Genomic DNA, 14,379 nt, shown 5'->3' with positions numbered 1-14,379 from the left:
TGCCGTTTTCATGACCGTCTCCAGTAGGTGAGTGCCTGATGCAGGACGAGGGCGCCCCCGCAGCACGCCGCTGCGACGACCCACAGCTTTCCGACCCCGCCGGCGTCGACGACGACGCCGCCCAGCAGCGCACCGGCCGCGAAACCCAGGTTGATCGCGGAGCTGTTGAGGGCGAGCACGAGCGGCGCGGATGCGTCCCCCAGCCCGAGCAGCCGGTGCTGCTGGGCCGGCACGAACGCGAAGGCCGCCAGCCCCCAGACGAGGACGACGGCGAGCGCCGTCCCCAGTGCGGAAACCGCGAGGGGCAGGAGCACGAGCGCCGTGGTCAGCACGCTCACCGCGGCGGCGGCGGTGCGCGCGCTCCCCCACCGGTCGGCGGCGGCCCCGCCGTACCACGTGCCGAGGAGCCCGCCGAACCCGAACATCCCGATCAGGAGCCCGATCCCGACCGGTCCCGCTACAGGACCGAGCAGCGGGCCGAGGTAGGTGTAGGCGGTGTTCGACCCGGCCATGAGCAGCAGCGTCACCGCCAGCGAACCGGCCAGCGCGCGGGACCGCAGCGGACGCAGCCGCGCGCGCAGTGACGTGCGCGGAATCGGGCCCGCGTGGACCCGCACGGCGAGGAGCCCGGCCACCGCGACCGCGCAGAGCACCACGACGAACCCGAACGCCATCCGCCACGACGACGCGGCGGCCAGCAGCACGCCGATCGGTGCGCCGAGCACCATCGAGGCCGAGGCCCCGCCCAGCACGACGGCCAATGCCCGCCCGCGTTGCTCCGCCGGCATCGCGGCCACGGCCGCGGCGCCCGCCGCCGGCACGTAGACACCCGCGGCGAGGGCGCTCAGCACGCGGGCGCCGACCAGCACCGGCAGCGACGGGGCGACAGCCGCGACGACGTTGGCCGCCCCGAACACCACGAGCGCGCCGACCAGCACCGGGCGCGGTGGCCGCACCCCGAGCAGCGCGCTGAGTACCGGGCCCCCGATCCCGCACGAGACCGCGAACGCAGTCACCGTCAGCCCGGCCGCCCCGACCGACACCCCGAGGTCGGCGGCGAGCCCGCCGAGCACACCGGCCACGACGAACGTGGCCGTGCCGATCGCGAACGACCCGAGCCCGAGCATCCCGACCGGGACCCAGGTCGCCGCTCCCACCCCGCTCGGGCGGGGCGCCAAAGCGGTGGCGCCTGCCTGCCCGTCCATGGCGGTCCTCCTGTCCTCGTCAGGACCCGAGGATGGGAGGTGGAGCTTTCACCCTGCTGACATACCGCTGTCGCGGCGGTCTCTCACGTTCTAGGAGCGCCCTGAACAGGACCCTCCTATCGGCGGCGCACGAGCCCCACCAGCCCGCCCGGCGCGAAGAACACCACCACGACGAACAGCGCCCCGAGCACGAACGTCGGCTCCGACAGCGGCACCCGCAGCACGGCGGGCAGCCCGGCCACCGCGTCGGAGCCGGCCAGCTCCAGCAGCCGGTTGTCCAGGTAGGTGTAGAGGACGCCGCCGAGCACCGCGCCCCACCGGCTGCCTGCGCCGCCGAGCACCACCATCACGAGCAGCCCGAGCGTCAGGTCGCTGGTGGTGAGCGAGGGGGTCGCCCCGCCCACCACCAGCAGGTGCGCGACCCCGCCGAGGGTGCCGAGGAAGCCGCCCACGAGCACGGCGAGCAACTGGGCCCGGTAGACCGACAGGCCGAGCACGGCGACCCGCTCGGGGTTCTCCCGAGCGGCCGCCCACACGTGCCCCGCACGCGAGCGCACGAGCCACGCCACCACCGCCCAGCACAGCGCCAGGTAGGCCAGTGCGAGCCAGTAGCGGTACGGCGCGTTCACGACCCCGACCAGCAGGCCGGGAAGCCCGTCGGGGTGCAGCGGAAGACCCTCCTCGCCGCCGGTGGCGCCGCCGGGGTTGCGCAGCACGAGGATCGAGCCGGCCTGGGCGAACGCCAGCGTCACCATCGCGAAGGCGATCCCGGTGACGCGCAGCGCGACCGCGCCCACGACGAGCGGCAGCACGATCCCCACCACCACTGCGAGCCCGACGGCACCGGCGAGCCCGGCGCCCGGCTGCGCCAGGGCGAGCGCCGCCGTGTACGAGCCCGCGGCGACGAACAGCGCGTGCCCGAACGAGAGCAGCCCGGTGCGGCCGAAGAGCAGGTCGTAGGAGAGCGCGATCCCGCCGAACACCAGGCACAGCGCGAGCAGCTGCATCGAGCCCGGGCTGTTGACCAGGCCGGGCAGCACCCCGGGCAGCGGCAGGGAGACATACGGGAGACAGGCGAGCACCACCAGGACGACGACGGGTGCGACGGCCGAACGCCGTCCCGGCGCCCGCCGCGGCGCCTCCCCCGCGGTCGCTCGCTCCTGCAGCTGCTCGACGATCGTCATGCCGTCCTCCCCGAGAGCCCGCCCGGCCGGACGAGCAGCACGAACGCGAGCAGCAGCACCACCGAGAGGTCGCCGACTCCGGCGGCCGCGTAGTAGTTGGCGAGCTGCTGCACCAACCCCACCGCGACGGCGGCGACCGCCGACCCGGTCAGGGAGCCGAGCCCGCCGATCACCACGACGATGAACGCGAAGATCAGCAGCGACGTCCCCTGCCCCGGCGCGACGCTCCCCAGGTACACCGACCCGAGCACGCCCCCGAGCGCGGCGACCGCGCCACCCACCGCGAAGACCAGCGTGAACGTGCGGCGCACGTCGATCCCCAGCGCCTCCACCATGGCCCGGTTCTCCACCCCAGCCCTGATCACGAGCCCGATGCGGGTGAACCGGAGCATCGCGAGCAGCCCGAGCAGCACCGCGACAGCGGCCACCAGCAGCAGGAACCGGTCGTTCGGGATCGCAGCGCCGCCGAGCGTCGTGACGCCCGCGGCGAGCGCGGGGCGCGGGAACGGCAGCGGGTCGGCGCCCCATATCCCACGCAGCAGAGCCACACCGACGAGCCCGAGCCCGACGGTCACCAGCACCTGCTGGATGTGGCGCCGGTAGAGCGGCCGGATCAGCACCAGTTCCACCGCAGCCCCGAGCCCGGCGCCGACGAGCACGCCGAACGCGGTGGCGAGCGCGAACCCCCACCCGTCGCCGCCCGCGCCGGGGAGCCCGCCGGACGCCGCCCACCAGGCCGCGTACGCCCCGGCCGCGAGGAACGCGCCGTGGGCGAAGTTCAGCACGCCCATGAGCCCGTAGATCAGGCTCAGCCCGGACGCGACGAGGAAGTACAGCGCGCCGAGCCCCAGGCCCGTCGCCAGCAGGAGCAACAACGAACTCATGACCGGCTCCCCACCCCGAGCAGCTCCCGGGTCCGGCCCGCATCGGCGAGCAGGTCGTCGGCGCGGCCCGTGTGCACCACCCGCCCGGCGTCCAGCACCACCACGTCCCCTGCGACCCGCCGCACCACCGGCAGGTTCTGTTCCACGAGCAGCACCGGCGTCACCTGCGCCACCCGCTCCAGCACGGCCGCCACCTCGCCCACCAGCCGCGGCGCGAGGCCCTTCGTCGGCTCGTCGACCAGCAGCAGTCGCCGCGGCGGCAGCAGCGCGCGGGCGAGCGCCACCATCTGCTGCTGCCCGCCCGAGAGCGTGCCCGCGCGCTGGCGGCGGCGCTCGGCCAGCTCCGGGAACAGCTCGTGCACCAGCGCCGCCCGCTCCGGCTCCGGGTCGGGGCAGGCGAGCCGGAGGTTCTCCTCCACCGTCAGCGTCGCGAACACCTCACGGTCCTCCGGCACGTACCCGACGCCCTGGCGCACCACCCATGGCGTGCGGCCACGGCTGATCTCCGCCTCGGCCAGCCGGATCGAGCCGGTGCGCGGCACCAGCCCCATCACCGCTCGCAGGGTGCTCGTCTTACCGACGCCGTTGCGGCCCAGCAACGCCGTCACTCCGCTCGGCGCGACGGCGAGCGAGACACCCTGAAGCACGTGCGAACCGCCGATCCGGACGTGCACGTCGTCCAGTTCGAGCACCGGCGCGGTCACAGCTCCTCCCCCAGGTACGCCTGCTGCACGGTCTCGTCCGACGTGACGTCGGCAGGCGAGCCGACGGCCAAGAGCCGCCCGTGGTGCAGCACGGCCACCCGGTCGGCGAGCCCCAGCACGACGTCCATGTGGTGCTCCACCATCACCACGCTCACCCCGGCCTCGCGCAGCCCACCGACCAGCTCGACGAGCGGCGGCACGTCCTCGACCGACACCCCGGCCATCGGCTCGTCGAGCAGGAGCACGGTCGGCTCCCGCGCCAGCGCGATGGCGATCTCCAGCTTGCGTTTGTCCCCGTGCGAGAGCTCCCCCGCCGCGACGCCTGCGCGGTGCGCCATGCGCACCTGCTCCAGCAGCGCGTCGGCCTCGGCCAGCTCGGCCCGGCCCTGCGCGCCGCGCAGCACCGACAGCGGTCCCGGGCGGCGGCTCTGCACCGCCAGCCGGACGTTCTCCCGGGCCGGGAGCCCGCCGAACAGGCTGGAGGTCTGGAACGTCCGGCCCAACCCGTGCCGGGCACGGACGGCCGCGGATGCGCGCGTGACGTCCCGGCCGCCCAGCTCGACCGTGCCGCTGGTGGGCCGCCGCACCCCGGACAGGAGGTGCAGCAGCGTGGACTTGCCTGCCCCGTTCGGCCCGATCACGGCGAGCAGCTCACCTGCACGGACGTCCAGGTCGACGTCGCTGAGGATCACCGCGCCGCCCACGGTCCAGCCGAGGCCGCGGGCGGCGAGCGCAGGCGCCGCGGTCGCGGTCGGCGCGCTCACTTGGCCGTAGCGACGGGCGGCGCAACCGTGTCCGGCGACAACGTGTCCACGAGCTGCGGAGTGAAGCCCTCACCCGCCGGCACGAGCCGCGCGGTGAACATCGGCTGCAGAAGGGCGTGGTCCTCGGGCCGGATCGTCGACTGCCCCTTCGGGCCGGTGAAGGTCCAGCCCTCCAGCGCCTTCGCCATCGCGTCCGGGTCGTCCCCGCCCTCCTGCAGCGCGTGCACGACCATCTGCGCGGCGACGAACCCGTCATTGGTGAACAGGTCGACCTCGACACCCTGCTTCGCGAGACCCGACTCCAGCGCCTTGTACGCCTCGTTGTCCGTGGCGCCGGGGAAGAAGTGCGACAGGAAATGGATCTGCCCCGCCGCCGCGCCGAAGACCGGATAGGTCGGCTTGATGTCCAGCCCGGTCACCACCGTGGTCGACTCGAACGCCCCCTGCTGCTGCAGCGACTGCCACATCTGCGTGGCGTTCTGGCCCGCCCACGCGACGAACAGCAGGTCGGGAGCGGCGTCCACAGCCTGGCGGGCGAACGGGGTGAGGTCGGTGGCGCCCGCGGGCACGAGCACCGGCGTCACCTGCGCGCCCTTCCCGCCCAGCACGGCCGTCACCGCCGCTACGTTCGCCTGGCCGAACGCGCTGTCCTGCGCGAACACCAGCACCCGGCGGCCTGCGGGGTCGCCGATGATCGAGCCCGCGGTGAGCACGTCCTGGTAGGTCTGGCGGCCGGAGCGGAACGTGTAGTGGTTCGCGCCCGTCACCGCGTCGGTCGCGGCCGGGCCGGAGATGAACAGGACGCGGTTCTGCTCGGCCAGCGGCGCCACCTGCAGCGCCACCCCCGACGCCGTCGCACCCGCAAGCACCCGGTAGCCCTGCCCGATGAGGTCGGTCGCCGCGGCGACCGCCTTGGCCGGGTCGCCCGCGTCGTCGGCCTCGGTCACTTCGACTCGCCGCCCGTCCACCTGCCCCGTGCCCTGCGTGGCGTAGTCGAGCCCGGCCCGGAAGCCCGCCGCGTACTGGGCGCCGTAGCTCGCGAGCGGCCCCGTCGTGGAGTGCACGAGCCCGACGCGGAACGGGGCTCCCGGCCCCTCCCCGCCTGCCGGGGCGCCGCTCGAGCCGGGTGCTCCGCAGGCGGCGAGCAACCCGACCAGGGCGAGTACGGCGGTCAGCACGATGGCCGGCGGATGGCCGGATCGTCGGGGCATGGCTCCTCCTCGAGCACTCAGGGCTGCGACGACGCTACGAATCGTGGAGCGGAGCGACCATGTGGCCGGGCGCCACAGCGCGTGCGGAACAGGTGTGCGCAGCACACCGTTGTTCGGCCGTGGACACCTCCGCGATCACGCACCGGACCGTCGAACTCGACGGCCTGCGTCTGCACCTGGCCGAGGCCGGCCCACCCGACGGGCCTGTCGTCCTGCTGCTGCACGGCTTCCCCGAGTGCTGGTACTCGTGGCGGCACCAGCTCGGCGCGCTCGCCGCGGCCGGGTTCCGCGCGGTGGCCCCCGACCAGCGCGGTTACGCCCGCAGCGACGCGCCCGCCGCCGTCGAGGCCTACACGCTCCTGCACCTCGTCGGTGACGCGCTCGGCGTGCTGGACGTCGTCGGCGCTGAGCGCGCGGTGGTCGTGGGACACGACTGGGGAGCGCCCGTCGCGTGGCACGCGGCGCTGCTGCGGCCCGACCGCGTGCGCGGGGTCGTCGGGCTGTCGGTACCGTTCCGGCCGCGCACCGGAACCCGGCCGACCGACGCGCTCGCGCGCCGCTTCGGCTCCGGCTACTACATGCTCCATTTCCAGGAACCCGGTGTCGCCGACGCGGAGCTCGCCGCCGACCCGCGGACCACGTTCCGGCGGCTTCTGAGCCGCACCGGCGGCGGCGCGCCCCCGCCGCGGCTGACCGTCGCGCCGGGCGGGGGGTTCCTCGACGCGCTACCCGAGCCCGCCGCCCTTCCGGACTGGCTCACCGACGCCGACCTGGACGTCTACGTCGCCGAGTACCGCGAACGCGGCTTCACCGGCGGGCTGAACTGGTACCGGAACCTCGACCGCAACTGGGAGCTCACCGCGGCGTGGCGCGGGGCGCAGATCACGCCGCCCGTGCTGTACCTGGCCGGTGAGCAGGACCTCGTGATCGCGGGGGCGCCGTTCGACGCCGTCACCCAGTCGCTTCGCAGCTCGGTGCGGGACCTGCGCGGCGCAACCGCCCTCCCCGGCTGCGGGCACTGGACGCAGCAGGAACGCCCGGACGAAGTGAGCGCAGCGATCGTGGAGTTCGCGCGGACACTTCCGTGAGCCGCGCACACGATCCGCAACCGACCACCGTCCGTACTCACCCGCTCGACGGAGTGTGCGGACCGAGCGAAACCCGCAGGGCTGTCGGCCGTTGAGCGAGGTGACCGGGGCCGGCGGAAGCGGGGAGCCTCCGCCGGCACCGGTTGATCCACCACCCGGCGCGCGGGACGCGTCAGCGCAGCCGGAAGACCGGGTAGCCAGGGGCGATGGCCAGCAGCGTGGCGTCGGACGCCGACGCGTCGACCCCGTCGAAGAACACCCCGACCTCGAACTTCCAGCGCTTCAGATACGCCCGCAGGACGGCGGGCTTGGCGTCGTCGGCGATCTCGTCGGCGGCGAACGCCTCGACGCGACGGCCGACCCGCAGCTCACCCGTGCCGCCGGCGGCCCGCAGGTTGCGCACCCACTGCGTGTGCCCGCGCGGCGCCACGAGGTAGCGCTCGCCGTCGTGCGTCAGCAGGTTGACGGGCGTGGTGCGCCACTGCCCGCTCTTGCGGCCGCGCACCGCGAGGACCCGCGAACCCCAGACGCTGAGGCCGCGGCGCGTCAGCCACGCGACGACCTCGTTGAAGACGCCGGTGGCCCGGCCGGCGTGGACGTAACGATCGGTGCTGCTCATGGCGGTCTCCTCGGAACAGATTCGAGAGCAGTGCTCTCGTTCACGAGCAGTGAACCACCAGAGCCAGGCAGAATCAAGAGCGGTGCTCTCGTTTTGTATGCCCGGTCTCAGTCGTCGGCGAGCATCTCGTAGGCGTCGTCCTCGATCCAGACGCGCAGCCCGTCACCGTCGTCGGTGATGTAACCGTCCTCCTCCTCGCCCAGCTCGCGTGCCGCGGAAAGGGCGAGGGCGCTGTACTCGACCCGCCCTTCACCGAGGTCGCGGGGCCGGTACTCCGCGGCGAGCCGCGCGGTGCGGCTCTCCGCGGCGAGCCACCTGGCATTGTCGGCGCCGACGTCGGCTATCCACCTTTGGTTGCGCACGAAGCGAGTATGGGTAGGTCACCTGGTGCTGACCAGAACGCGGACGGGTTGCTCGGCGGCACGGGCCGCCCGCGCCTTCCGCACCCACCCCACCACGGCGAACCCGAGCCCGGTGAGCACGGCCATCACCGCACCGGCCAGCAGGCTGAGCAGCGGGCTACCGCCTGTGATCGGGCCCAGCGCGAGCCCGATCAGCAGCATGTAGACCGACCACGCCGCCGAGCTGGCGACCGTCCACGGCAGGAAGCGGTGCAGCGCAAGCCCGTAGCGCCCGGCCGCCGCCGTGCTGACGAGCCGCCCGCCGGGGACGAACCGCGCGCCGACCAACGCGATCCCCGGGCGTAGCAGCAGGTGCCTGCGCACCCACGCCGAGAGCCCGACCTCGGCGTCGACGGCCCGGCCCAGCAGGCGGTGCGAGCATCGGCCGAGCCAGAACACGAGTAGGTCGCCCAGCACCGATCCGGCGACGGCCACCACGAAGAGCGCGACCACCAGCGTGGCGTCCCCGCTCCCGAACGCCATCGCCGCCGCGGACATCAGCAGGGTCTCGCTGGGGAACATCGGGAAGGGACCATCGACCGCGATCAGCACGACGAGCAGCGGAAGCAGCCATGGGCCGTGCAGCAGCGCGTCACACACGGCGAAGACGTCCACGCAGGTCCTCTCGGTTGCGGTCGCCCGCACGTCGGGGCCGGCACGGGGGGAGCCGCCCCAGCCTCGCAGACGCGATGCGCCGTCCTGGGCGCGGTACCCACACCGCCCTCCGGTCGGCTGCCCACGTGCGATTGGCGGCACCGCATCTCAGCCGAGCGGTCCATTCGCCGCTGCATCGGCCACTCGTCGTCACTCCGTCGGGTTAGATTCGGACCCGGAACGGGCCCGCTCTGCTTACCCTCTGTGTAACCACTCGTCGGGGGATTCCGTGGATCGTCGCCGTACGGCGCTGCTGGCAGTTGCCGTCTTGACGGCTGCGGCGCTGGGCCTGATCGCGCCGGTCGCACCGGTCGCGGCCGCCGCCGCGCACCCGACCCTGCGATCCGGCAACGCGGAAATCACGCCGGGGGTGCTCATGCTCACCCCTGTGGCGCCAGGCGCCACCAGCGCCTGCACCGCCGCGTTCGTCTTCACCGGGCGGGACACCACCTACCTCGGGTACGCGGCGCATTGCGCGGCGCGCGGCGAGGCCACGAGCCTCAGCGGCTGCGCCGAGCGCACGCTCCCGGTCGGCACCACCGTCGAGATCGAGGGTGCCGCCGGTTTCCGCACGTCCGGGCGGCTCGCGTACACGTCGTGGGGCACGATGCAGGACGTGGGCGAGACCGACGCGGCGCTCTGCACCCTCAACGACTTCGCGTTGGTGGCGCTGAGTCCCGGGGACGTGGGACGAGTGGACCCCACCGTTCCCGCACTCGGCGGCCCCACCGACCTCGACAGCGACGGCACGGTCGCGGGCGAACCCGTGTACAGCTACCAGCCGCAGAACGCCGGGCGGGCCGTGAAGTCGGGGCAGAGCCTCGGCGTCGGCACGGCCGGGTTGACCCACCGCGTCCAGACCTCGCCACCCGGCCGCCCTGGCGACTCCGGCAGCGGCTATCTCGACGGCAAGGGGCGGGCGTTCGGCGTGCTCAGCACGCTGTTCCTGGACGGGAGCCGCACCAACGGCGTCACCGACCTGGCGCACGCGCTCGCCTACGCCAGTCGCTACGGCGGCATCGGCACCGTGTCGCTGGTACTCGGCGAGCGACCCTTCGCGCCGCGCGACTGACATATGCGCTTGTGCGAATGTGTCCGATATGCCCATCATGCCCGGTATGGAACCGGTGATCGTGATCGGAGCGGGCCAGCCCGGCGTCGCGGCGGCCGCAGCGCTGCTCCGCGAAGGGCTCCGGCCGGTGGTGCTCGAGGCGGACCCGCACCCGACGGGCTCGTGGCCGCGGTACTACGACAGCCTGGTCCTGTTCACCCCCGCACACTTCAACGCGCTGCCCGGCCTGCCCTTCCCCGGCGAACCGCACCGCTACCCCACCCGCGACGAGGCCGCCGACTACCTCCGCACGAGCGCGGCTCGGCTGGACTGCGAGTTCCGCACCGGCCACCGCGTCACCTCCGTCAACCAGGAGGGCGGGGAGTACCGGGTGCTGACGGAGGGCGGCAGCGAGCTCACCGCGCCGATGGTCGTGGCCGCCACCGGCAGCTTCGCCCGGCCGCACTGCCCCGACCTGCCCGGACTGGCCGCCTACACCGGCCGGGTGCTGCACGCCGCGGAGTACCGCAGCCCGGCCCCCTTCGCCGGGCGGCGGGTCGTCGTGGTCGGGGCCGGCAACTCCGCCGTCCAGATCGCCGTGGAGCTGGCCCGGCCTGGAGTACCAGCGCACGATGCTCTCGGCCACCATGCACGGCGTCGGCCGGGACGCCCGGCACGTCGCGCGGAAGCTGGCGAGCATCCGACGGAGCCGCCGCACGACGTCCCAGCGTTAGGGCTCAGGACGTCGGCCGGAACGCGGCGACGTTGCGCGCCGCCCACTGCGCGAACGTGGTGCCCGGCTTGCCGGTGAGCTCCGCGATCGCAGGCACCGCCTGCTGCGGGTGCTTCGTCAGCTGCGCCATCCCGTCGACGTACGTCTCAGCGAACTCGCCCATCGACGGCCGGAGCGCCTCGACCGCGTCGGCGTGGGCCAGCTCCACGTAGGGCACCTCGCGCCCCAGCGCCTCCCCGATCAGCCGCACCATCTCCGCCCGCGTGAGCGACTCGGGACCGGTGAGCGGGTAGGCCTTGCCCTGGTGCCCGTCTTCCAGCAGCGCCACCGCTGCCACAGCCGCGATGTCGTCCAGGTCGATGGCCGCGACGGCGGCGTCCGGGTAGCCGTCGCGGACCGTTCCCGAGGTCCTGACCTGCTCGGCCCACATGAGGTAGTTGTCCATGAACTCACCGGGCTCCAGGTGCGTCCACGGGACGCCCGACTCCTCGACGGCGACCTCGACGCTGCCCCACCAGGAGTCCTTCGACCCCGCCACGTCGACGATGTGCCGCACGCCGGCCTTCGCCGCCAGCGCCACGACCTCGCGCACCGTGCTCTCCAGCGGAGCGAGATACATCCGCTCGACCCCCTCGAGCGCCGCGGGCAGCGTCTCGACCCGCCCGAGGTAGCCCTCCACCACCTCCACCTCCGGCGGCAGCTTCGCCTTCTCCGGATTGGTGGTCAGCGCCCGCACGTCCGTCGCGCCCGCCCGCAGCAGGTGGTCGACGACCAGCCGGCCGATGTTCCCCGTCGCCCCCGTCACCAGAATCATGCGTACAGCGTACCCAATAATTCCGATTCTACTGGTGGGATAACTGTCCGTATCCAACGTCCGCCGCCGTGAGCAGGTCATTCGGTCACCCTGCGTAGCTCACGGAGAGGCAAGCAGGGCGGTGGCCTCCCTCGTCCGACACGGTGACGTGGCGACGCGGCTCCACCGACATGCGCGGTCCGGCTTTCTCATGCACGCTGCCGAGATGATCGCGACGGAGCCAGGAGCGCTCGGCGCCTCCGGGCTGCGCCGGGTGCTGGTCGTCCTGTGCGTCACCCAGATCACCAGCTGGGGTGTCCTCTACTACGCCTTCCCCGTCCTCGCGCCGAGCATCGCCGCCGACACGGGCTGGTCGGTCCCGGCAGTGACGGCTGCGTTCTCCGCCGGGCTCGTCGTCTCCGCGCTCGTCGGCATCCCGGTCGGCCGCTGGCTCGACCGGATCGGCCCGCGTCCCGTCATGACGGCGGGCTCGGTGCTCGCGGTGCCCGCAGTGCTGACCATCGCGCTCGCACAGTCGTTCCCAATGTTCGTGGCGGGCTGGCTGCTGGCGGGCGTCGCGATGTCCGGCGTCCTCTACCCGCCGGCATTCGCCGCGCTGACGCGCTGGTGGGGGCCACGGCGCGTCACTGCGCTCACGGCGCTGACCCTGCTCGCGGGCCTGTCGAGCACCATCTTCGCCCCGCTGACCGCCACGCTGCTCGAACACGTCGGCTGGCGGCAGACCTACCTCGTGCTCGCCACGGTGCTTGCCGCCGTCACGATCCCGGCTCACCTCATCGGGCTGCGCGGCCGCTGGCCCGCACCCGAACCACATCCGGCCGACCGCGCCGACCACTCCCCCGCCGCGATCGCGCGCAGCCGCCCGTTCGTGCTGCTCGTGGTCGCGATCGGGCTCACCTCGTTCACTGCGTTCGCGGTTGTCGTCAACCAGGTGCCGCTGCTCATCGAACGCGGCCTCTCCACGAGCGCGGCGGCGTGGGCGCTCGGGCTCGGTGGCGTCGGCCAGGTGCTCGGCCGGCTCGGCTACACCCGCCTCGCCACGGCCACGAGCGTCCGCACACGAACCGTGCTGATCATCTCGGGCACGGCAGCGACCACCGCCCTGCTCGCCGCGGTGCCCGGCCCTGCGGCGATGCTCATCGCGGCGGCGATGCTCGCTGGCGCGGCCCGCGGCGTCGCGACGCTGCTGCAGGCCACCGCCGTCACCGACCGCTGGGGCGCGGCGCACTACGGGCGACTCGGTGGCATCCTCTCCGCCCCGGTCGTGCTGGCCACTGCGCTTGCACCGTGGGCCGGCGCCGCCCTCGCCGCGCTGCTCGGCGGCTACCCCGCCGTGTTCGTCCTGCTGGCCGGGGTGGCGGCGCTGGCCGCGGTGCTAGCCATCGGGAGCGTCCCGCGCTGATGATCTGCGCGCCACGCTACTTCGCCCCGGCCTCCCTGAGCTGGCTGAGCAGCGCCGCGGCGCGGAAGTACTTGTTGCGCCCCAGGTCACCGACGGTCTTGATGTTGAACGCCTGTTTGAGCAGGTCGGCGTCGCCATCGCTCACGCCGGCGAGCGCCGCGACAGGGGCATCCAAGATCTCGGTCAGCGTCTTGTTCTCCCACTCCTTGACGAGCAGGGCATCCAGGTTGACCTCGACAGCCATCACAACCTCCGTTGGTTCGACGACAGGTGCCCCGACGAGCCTGCCAGGCGTCGCCGCCTAACGCGCGTCCCGCCGAGACCTGATGCGGTGAACGACGGCGTGCCGGGTTCGTGGACCGTGATGCCATGGCATCGGAAACGCATGGTGGTGACGTGCGGGTGTGCGCCTTCGGCGACTCGTACGTCCAAGGCGTCGGCGACCCCGCCTTTGGAGGCTGGGTGCGACTGCTCGCGGAGGCGTCACCGCACCGCCCCACCGTCTACAACCTCGGGATCCGCCGCAACACCTCCCTCGACGTGGAACGGCGCTGGTGGGCCGAGGCGCAGGCGCGGCTCCAGGACGGCGACGGGTACGGCGTGCTCTTCTCGTTCGGCGTGAACGACACGAACCTCCACCTCGGGCGCCTGCGAGTGCCGCAGGAGCGCACGGTCGCCGTGCTCGCGGCGCTCCTGGATACAACCCATGCGGCGGGCTGGCACGCCCTCGTGGTCGGACCGCCTGTCCCCGCCGACGACGAGCACGTGGCGCGCGTCCTGCGTCTGACCGATGCGATGCGCCCCGTCTGCGAGGACCACGGCGTCCCCTTCGTCGATGTCGCGCACGCCCTCGCAGAGGACGAGCGCTGGCGCGCCGAGGTAGCGGCGGGCGACGGCAGCCACCCCGGCGGGGAGGGTTACCGCAGGCTGGCCGATCTGGTGCGCTCGGGGTTCACGGCGTGGATCGCCGCCGTGGAGCGCGGCTGATCACGCGCGGGCACTCTCCACCGTAGGGGCCGAGTTGTTCGGGACACTAGGAACTCAACCCGACTCGAGGTCAAGCCACGACGAGGTGTGGGAGGGGTTTTCGCCGGGGTCTTCGCTCCGGGTCGATCCACGCAGGTGGGATGAACTCCGGTAGCCCGTCCCGGATCCGCACGATCCACTCCGAGTGATGCAGCAACCGATGATGCAGGCGGCACAACATCGCCAAGTTGTGCAGCGCCGTCGGCCCGCCCTCCTGCCACCCGACAATGTGGTGCACCTCCGACCACGACGGCGGCCGCCCACAACCCGGGAACTCACACCCACCCCCGCGCGCGACCACCGCCCGCCGGAGCCCATCCGGGATCGTGCGAGTCAACCGACCGACATCCAGCGGCTGACCCTTCCCGCCCATCACCACCGGCACCACCGCGGCATCGCAAGCGAGCATCCGCAGAGACTCCGGGGTGACGGTGCCGCCAAAGTCGAGCACCGCGGCCCGGCACCGGTTCTCCAGATCCTCCAACCGCACCAACACATTCAGGTGCGGGCGACCGCCGCCGGTGTGGGGCAGGTCGCCGTGGTCGAGCATGTGCCCACAAACCTCGGCCAGCGCTTCGGCCTGCCGCTCCGCCGCACTCCGCTCGTCCTCACCGGTGAGTGGCTTGGCCTTCGCGTCGA

17 protein-coding genes are annotated in these 14,379 nt (G+C 73.3%); 5 read left to right on the top strand and 12 right to left on the bottom strand.

All coding sequences use genetic code 11. The features are described 5' to 3' along the window. Positions 1-8 precede the first annotated feature (8 nt). From ABD143_RS35835 to ABD143_RS35810, 6 genes are all read right to left on the bottom strand, one after another. Complete coding sequence (locus ABD143_RS35835) at positions 9-1,205, bottom strand: MFS transporter (protein ID WP_343987507.1); 1,197 nt, start codon at positions 1,203-1,205, stop codon at positions 9-11. Positions 1,206-1,321: 116 nt separating this feature from the next. Continuing rightward, the gene (locus tag ABD143_RS35830) at positions 1,322-2,389 is read right to left on the bottom strand and encodes a branched-chain amino acid ABC transporter permease (RefSeq protein ID WP_343987504.1); all 1,068 of its coding nucleotides are present in this window, start codon (positions 2,387-2,389) and stop codon (positions 1,322-1,324) included. Further along, positions 2,386-3,273 carry a branched-chain amino acid ABC transporter permease gene (locus ABD143_RS35825; protein ID WP_343987502.1) on the bottom strand — a complete coding sequence of 296 codons (888 nt, stop codon included), beginning with the start codon at positions 3,271-3,273 and terminating at the stop codon, positions 2,386-2,388. Before ABD143_RS35825 ends, ABD143_RS35830 begins: the two co-directional genes overlap by 4 nt. Beyond that, a complete protein-coding gene (locus tag ABD143_RS35820) occupies positions 3,270-3,977 on the bottom strand; it encodes an ABC transporter ATP-binding protein (RefSeq protein WP_343987500.1) in 708 nt (235 codons plus the stop codon). The genes ABD143_RS35825 and ABD143_RS35820 overlap by 4 nt, the downstream gene beginning before the upstream one ends. Continuing rightward, on the bottom strand, positions 3,974-4,741 hold the full coding sequence (locus ABD143_RS35815; protein ID WP_343987497.1) for an ABC transporter ATP-binding protein: 768 nt from the start codon (positions 4,739-4,741) through the stop codon (positions 3,974-3,976). Before ABD143_RS35815 ends, ABD143_RS35820 begins: the two co-directional genes overlap by 4 nt. Beyond that, positions 4,738-5,952, bottom strand: a complete 1,215-nt coding sequence (locus tag ABD143_RS35810; protein WP_343987495.1) for a substrate-binding domain-containing protein — start codon at positions 5,950-5,952, stop codon at positions 4,738-4,740. Before ABD143_RS35810 ends, ABD143_RS35815 begins: the two co-directional genes overlap by 4 nt. A gap of 119 nt (positions 5,953-6,071) precedes the next feature. Here ABD143_RS35810 and ABD143_RS35805 point away from each other — a divergent pair, with 119 nt between their 5' ends. Continuing rightward, a complete protein-coding gene (locus ABD143_RS35805) occupies positions 6,072-7,040 on the top strand; it encodes an alpha/beta fold hydrolase (protein ID WP_343987492.1) in 969 nt (322 codons plus the stop codon). A 172-nt stretch (positions 7,041-7,212) separates the two neighbouring features. On the opposite strand, the gene ABD143_RS35800 is transcribed toward ABD143_RS35805, so the two are convergent. From ABD143_RS35800 to ABD143_RS35790, 3 genes are all read right to left on the bottom strand, one after another. Then, complete coding sequence (locus ABD143_RS35800; protein ID WP_343987489.1) at positions 7,213-7,659, bottom strand: nitroreductase family deazaflavin-dependent oxidoreductase; 447 nt, start codon at positions 7,657-7,659, stop codon at positions 7,213-7,215. Positions 7,660-7,766: 107 nt separating this feature from the next. After that, positions 7,767-8,021 (bottom strand): hypothetical protein, encoded by a 255-nt coding sequence (locus tag ABD143_RS35795; protein ID WP_343987487.1) that lies wholly within the window; start codon positions 8,019-8,021, stop codon positions 7,767-7,769. A gap of 18 nt (positions 8,022-8,039) precedes the next feature. After that, on the bottom strand, positions 8,040-8,675 hold the full coding sequence (locus ABD143_RS35790; RefSeq protein WP_343987484.1) for a DedA family protein: 636 nt from the start codon (positions 8,673-8,675) through the stop codon (positions 8,040-8,042). 268 nt (positions 8,676-8,943) lie between these two features. Between ABD143_RS35790 and ABD143_RS35785 the strand changes: the two genes are divergently transcribed. Further along, entirely contained in the window at positions 8,944-9,786 is an 843-nt protein-coding gene (locus tag ABD143_RS35785) for a serine protease (RefSeq protein WP_343987482.1), read from the top strand. 46 nt (positions 9,787-9,832) lie between these two features. Then, positions 9,833-10,576 carry a flavin-containing monooxygenase gene (locus ABD143_RS35780; protein WP_343987479.1) on the top strand — a complete coding sequence of 248 codons (744 nt, stop codon included), beginning with the start codon at positions 9,833-9,835 and terminating at the stop codon, positions 10,574-10,576. On the opposite strand, the gene ABD143_RS35775 is transcribed toward ABD143_RS35780, so the two are convergent. Continuing rightward, positions 10,503-11,312 (bottom strand): NAD(P)H-binding protein, encoded by an 810-nt coding sequence (locus tag ABD143_RS35775; RefSeq protein ID WP_343987476.1) that lies wholly within the window; start codon positions 11,310-11,312, stop codon positions 10,503-10,505. The genes ABD143_RS35780 and ABD143_RS35775 overlap by 74 nt on opposite strands. Positions 11,313-11,517: 205 nt before the next feature. Here ABD143_RS35775 and ABD143_RS35770 point away from each other — a divergent pair, with 205 nt between their 5' ends. Next, positions 11,518-12,714 (top strand): MFS transporter, encoded by a 1,197-nt coding sequence (locus ABD143_RS35770; RefSeq protein WP_343987473.1) that lies wholly within the window; start codon positions 11,518-11,520, stop codon positions 12,712-12,714. A 16-nt stretch (positions 12,715-12,730) separates the two neighbouring features. On the opposite strand, the gene ABD143_RS35765 is transcribed toward ABD143_RS35770, so the two are convergent. Beyond that, entirely contained in the window at positions 12,731-12,958 is a 228-nt protein-coding gene (locus tag ABD143_RS35765) for a hypothetical protein (RefSeq protein ID WP_343987470.1), read from the bottom strand. Positions 12,959-13,083: 125 nt separating this feature from the next. On the opposite strand from ABD143_RS35765, the gene ABD143_RS35760 reads away from it, so the two are divergent. Beyond that, complete coding sequence (locus tag ABD143_RS35760; RefSeq protein ID WP_343987466.1) at positions 13,084-13,701, top strand: GDSL-type esterase/lipase family protein; 618 nt, start codon at positions 13,084-13,086, stop codon at positions 13,699-13,701. A gap of 70 nt (positions 13,702-13,771) precedes the next feature. Here the strand turns inward: ABD143_RS35760 and ABD143_RS35755 are convergent. After that, the coding region (locus ABD143_RS35755) for an HNH endonuclease signature motif containing protein (RefSeq protein WP_343987463.1) at positions 13,772-14,379 on the bottom strand (608 nt) is incomplete at its 5' end.

Origin of the sequence: Pseudonocardia aurantiaca (assembly GCF_039526725.1) — a bacterium.
GTDB classification, from domain to species: domain Bacteria; phylum Actinomycetota; class Actinomycetes; order Mycobacteriales; family Pseudonocardiaceae; genus Pseudonocardia; species Pseudonocardia aurantiaca.
This window is presented reverse-complemented; position numbering and strand designations above follow the sequence as displayed.

Excerpts from the sequence above, each read along its gene's own strand:
- ABD143_RS35835 (WP_343987507.1), bottom strand. The coding sequence starts at position 1,205 with ATGGACGGGCAGGCAGGCGCCACCGCTTTGGCGCCCCGCCCGAGCGGG.
- ABD143_RS35830 (WP_343987504.1), bottom strand. The coding sequence starts at position 2,389 with ATGACGATCGTCGAGCAGCTGCAGGAGCGAGCGACCGCGGGGGAGGCG.
- ABD143_RS35825 (WP_343987502.1), bottom strand. The coding sequence starts at position 3,273 with ATGAGTTCGTTGTTGCTCCTGCTGGCGACGGGCCTGGGGCTCGGCGCG.
- ABD143_RS35810 (WP_343987495.1), bottom strand. The coding sequence starts at position 5,952 with ATGCCCCGACGATCCGGCCATCCGCCGGCCATCGTGCTGACCGCCGTA.
- ABD143_RS35800 (WP_343987489.1), bottom strand. The coding sequence starts at position 7,659 with ATGAGCAGCACCGATCGTTACGTCCACGCCGGCCGGGCCACCGGCGTC.
- ABD143_RS35780 (WP_343987479.1), top strand. The coding sequence starts at position 9,833 with ATGGAACCGGTGATCGTGATCGGAGCGGGCCAGCCCGGCGTCGCGGCG.
- ABD143_RS35775 (WP_343987476.1), bottom strand. The coding sequence starts at position 11,312 with ATGATTCTGGTGACGGGGGCGACGGGGAACATCGGCCGGCTGGTCGTC.
- ABD143_RS35770 (WP_343987473.1), top strand. The coding sequence starts at position 11,518 with ATGATCGCGACGGAGCCAGGAGCGCTCGGCGCCTCCGGGCTGCGCCGG.
- ABD143_RS35765 (WP_343987470.1), bottom strand. The coding sequence starts at position 12,958 with ATGGCTGTCGAGGTCAACCTGGATGCCCTGCTCGTCAAGGAGTGGGAG.
- ABD143_RS35760 (WP_343987466.1), top strand. The coding sequence starts at position 13,084 with ATGGCATCGGAAACGCATGGTGGTGACGTGCGGGTGTGCGCCTTCGGC.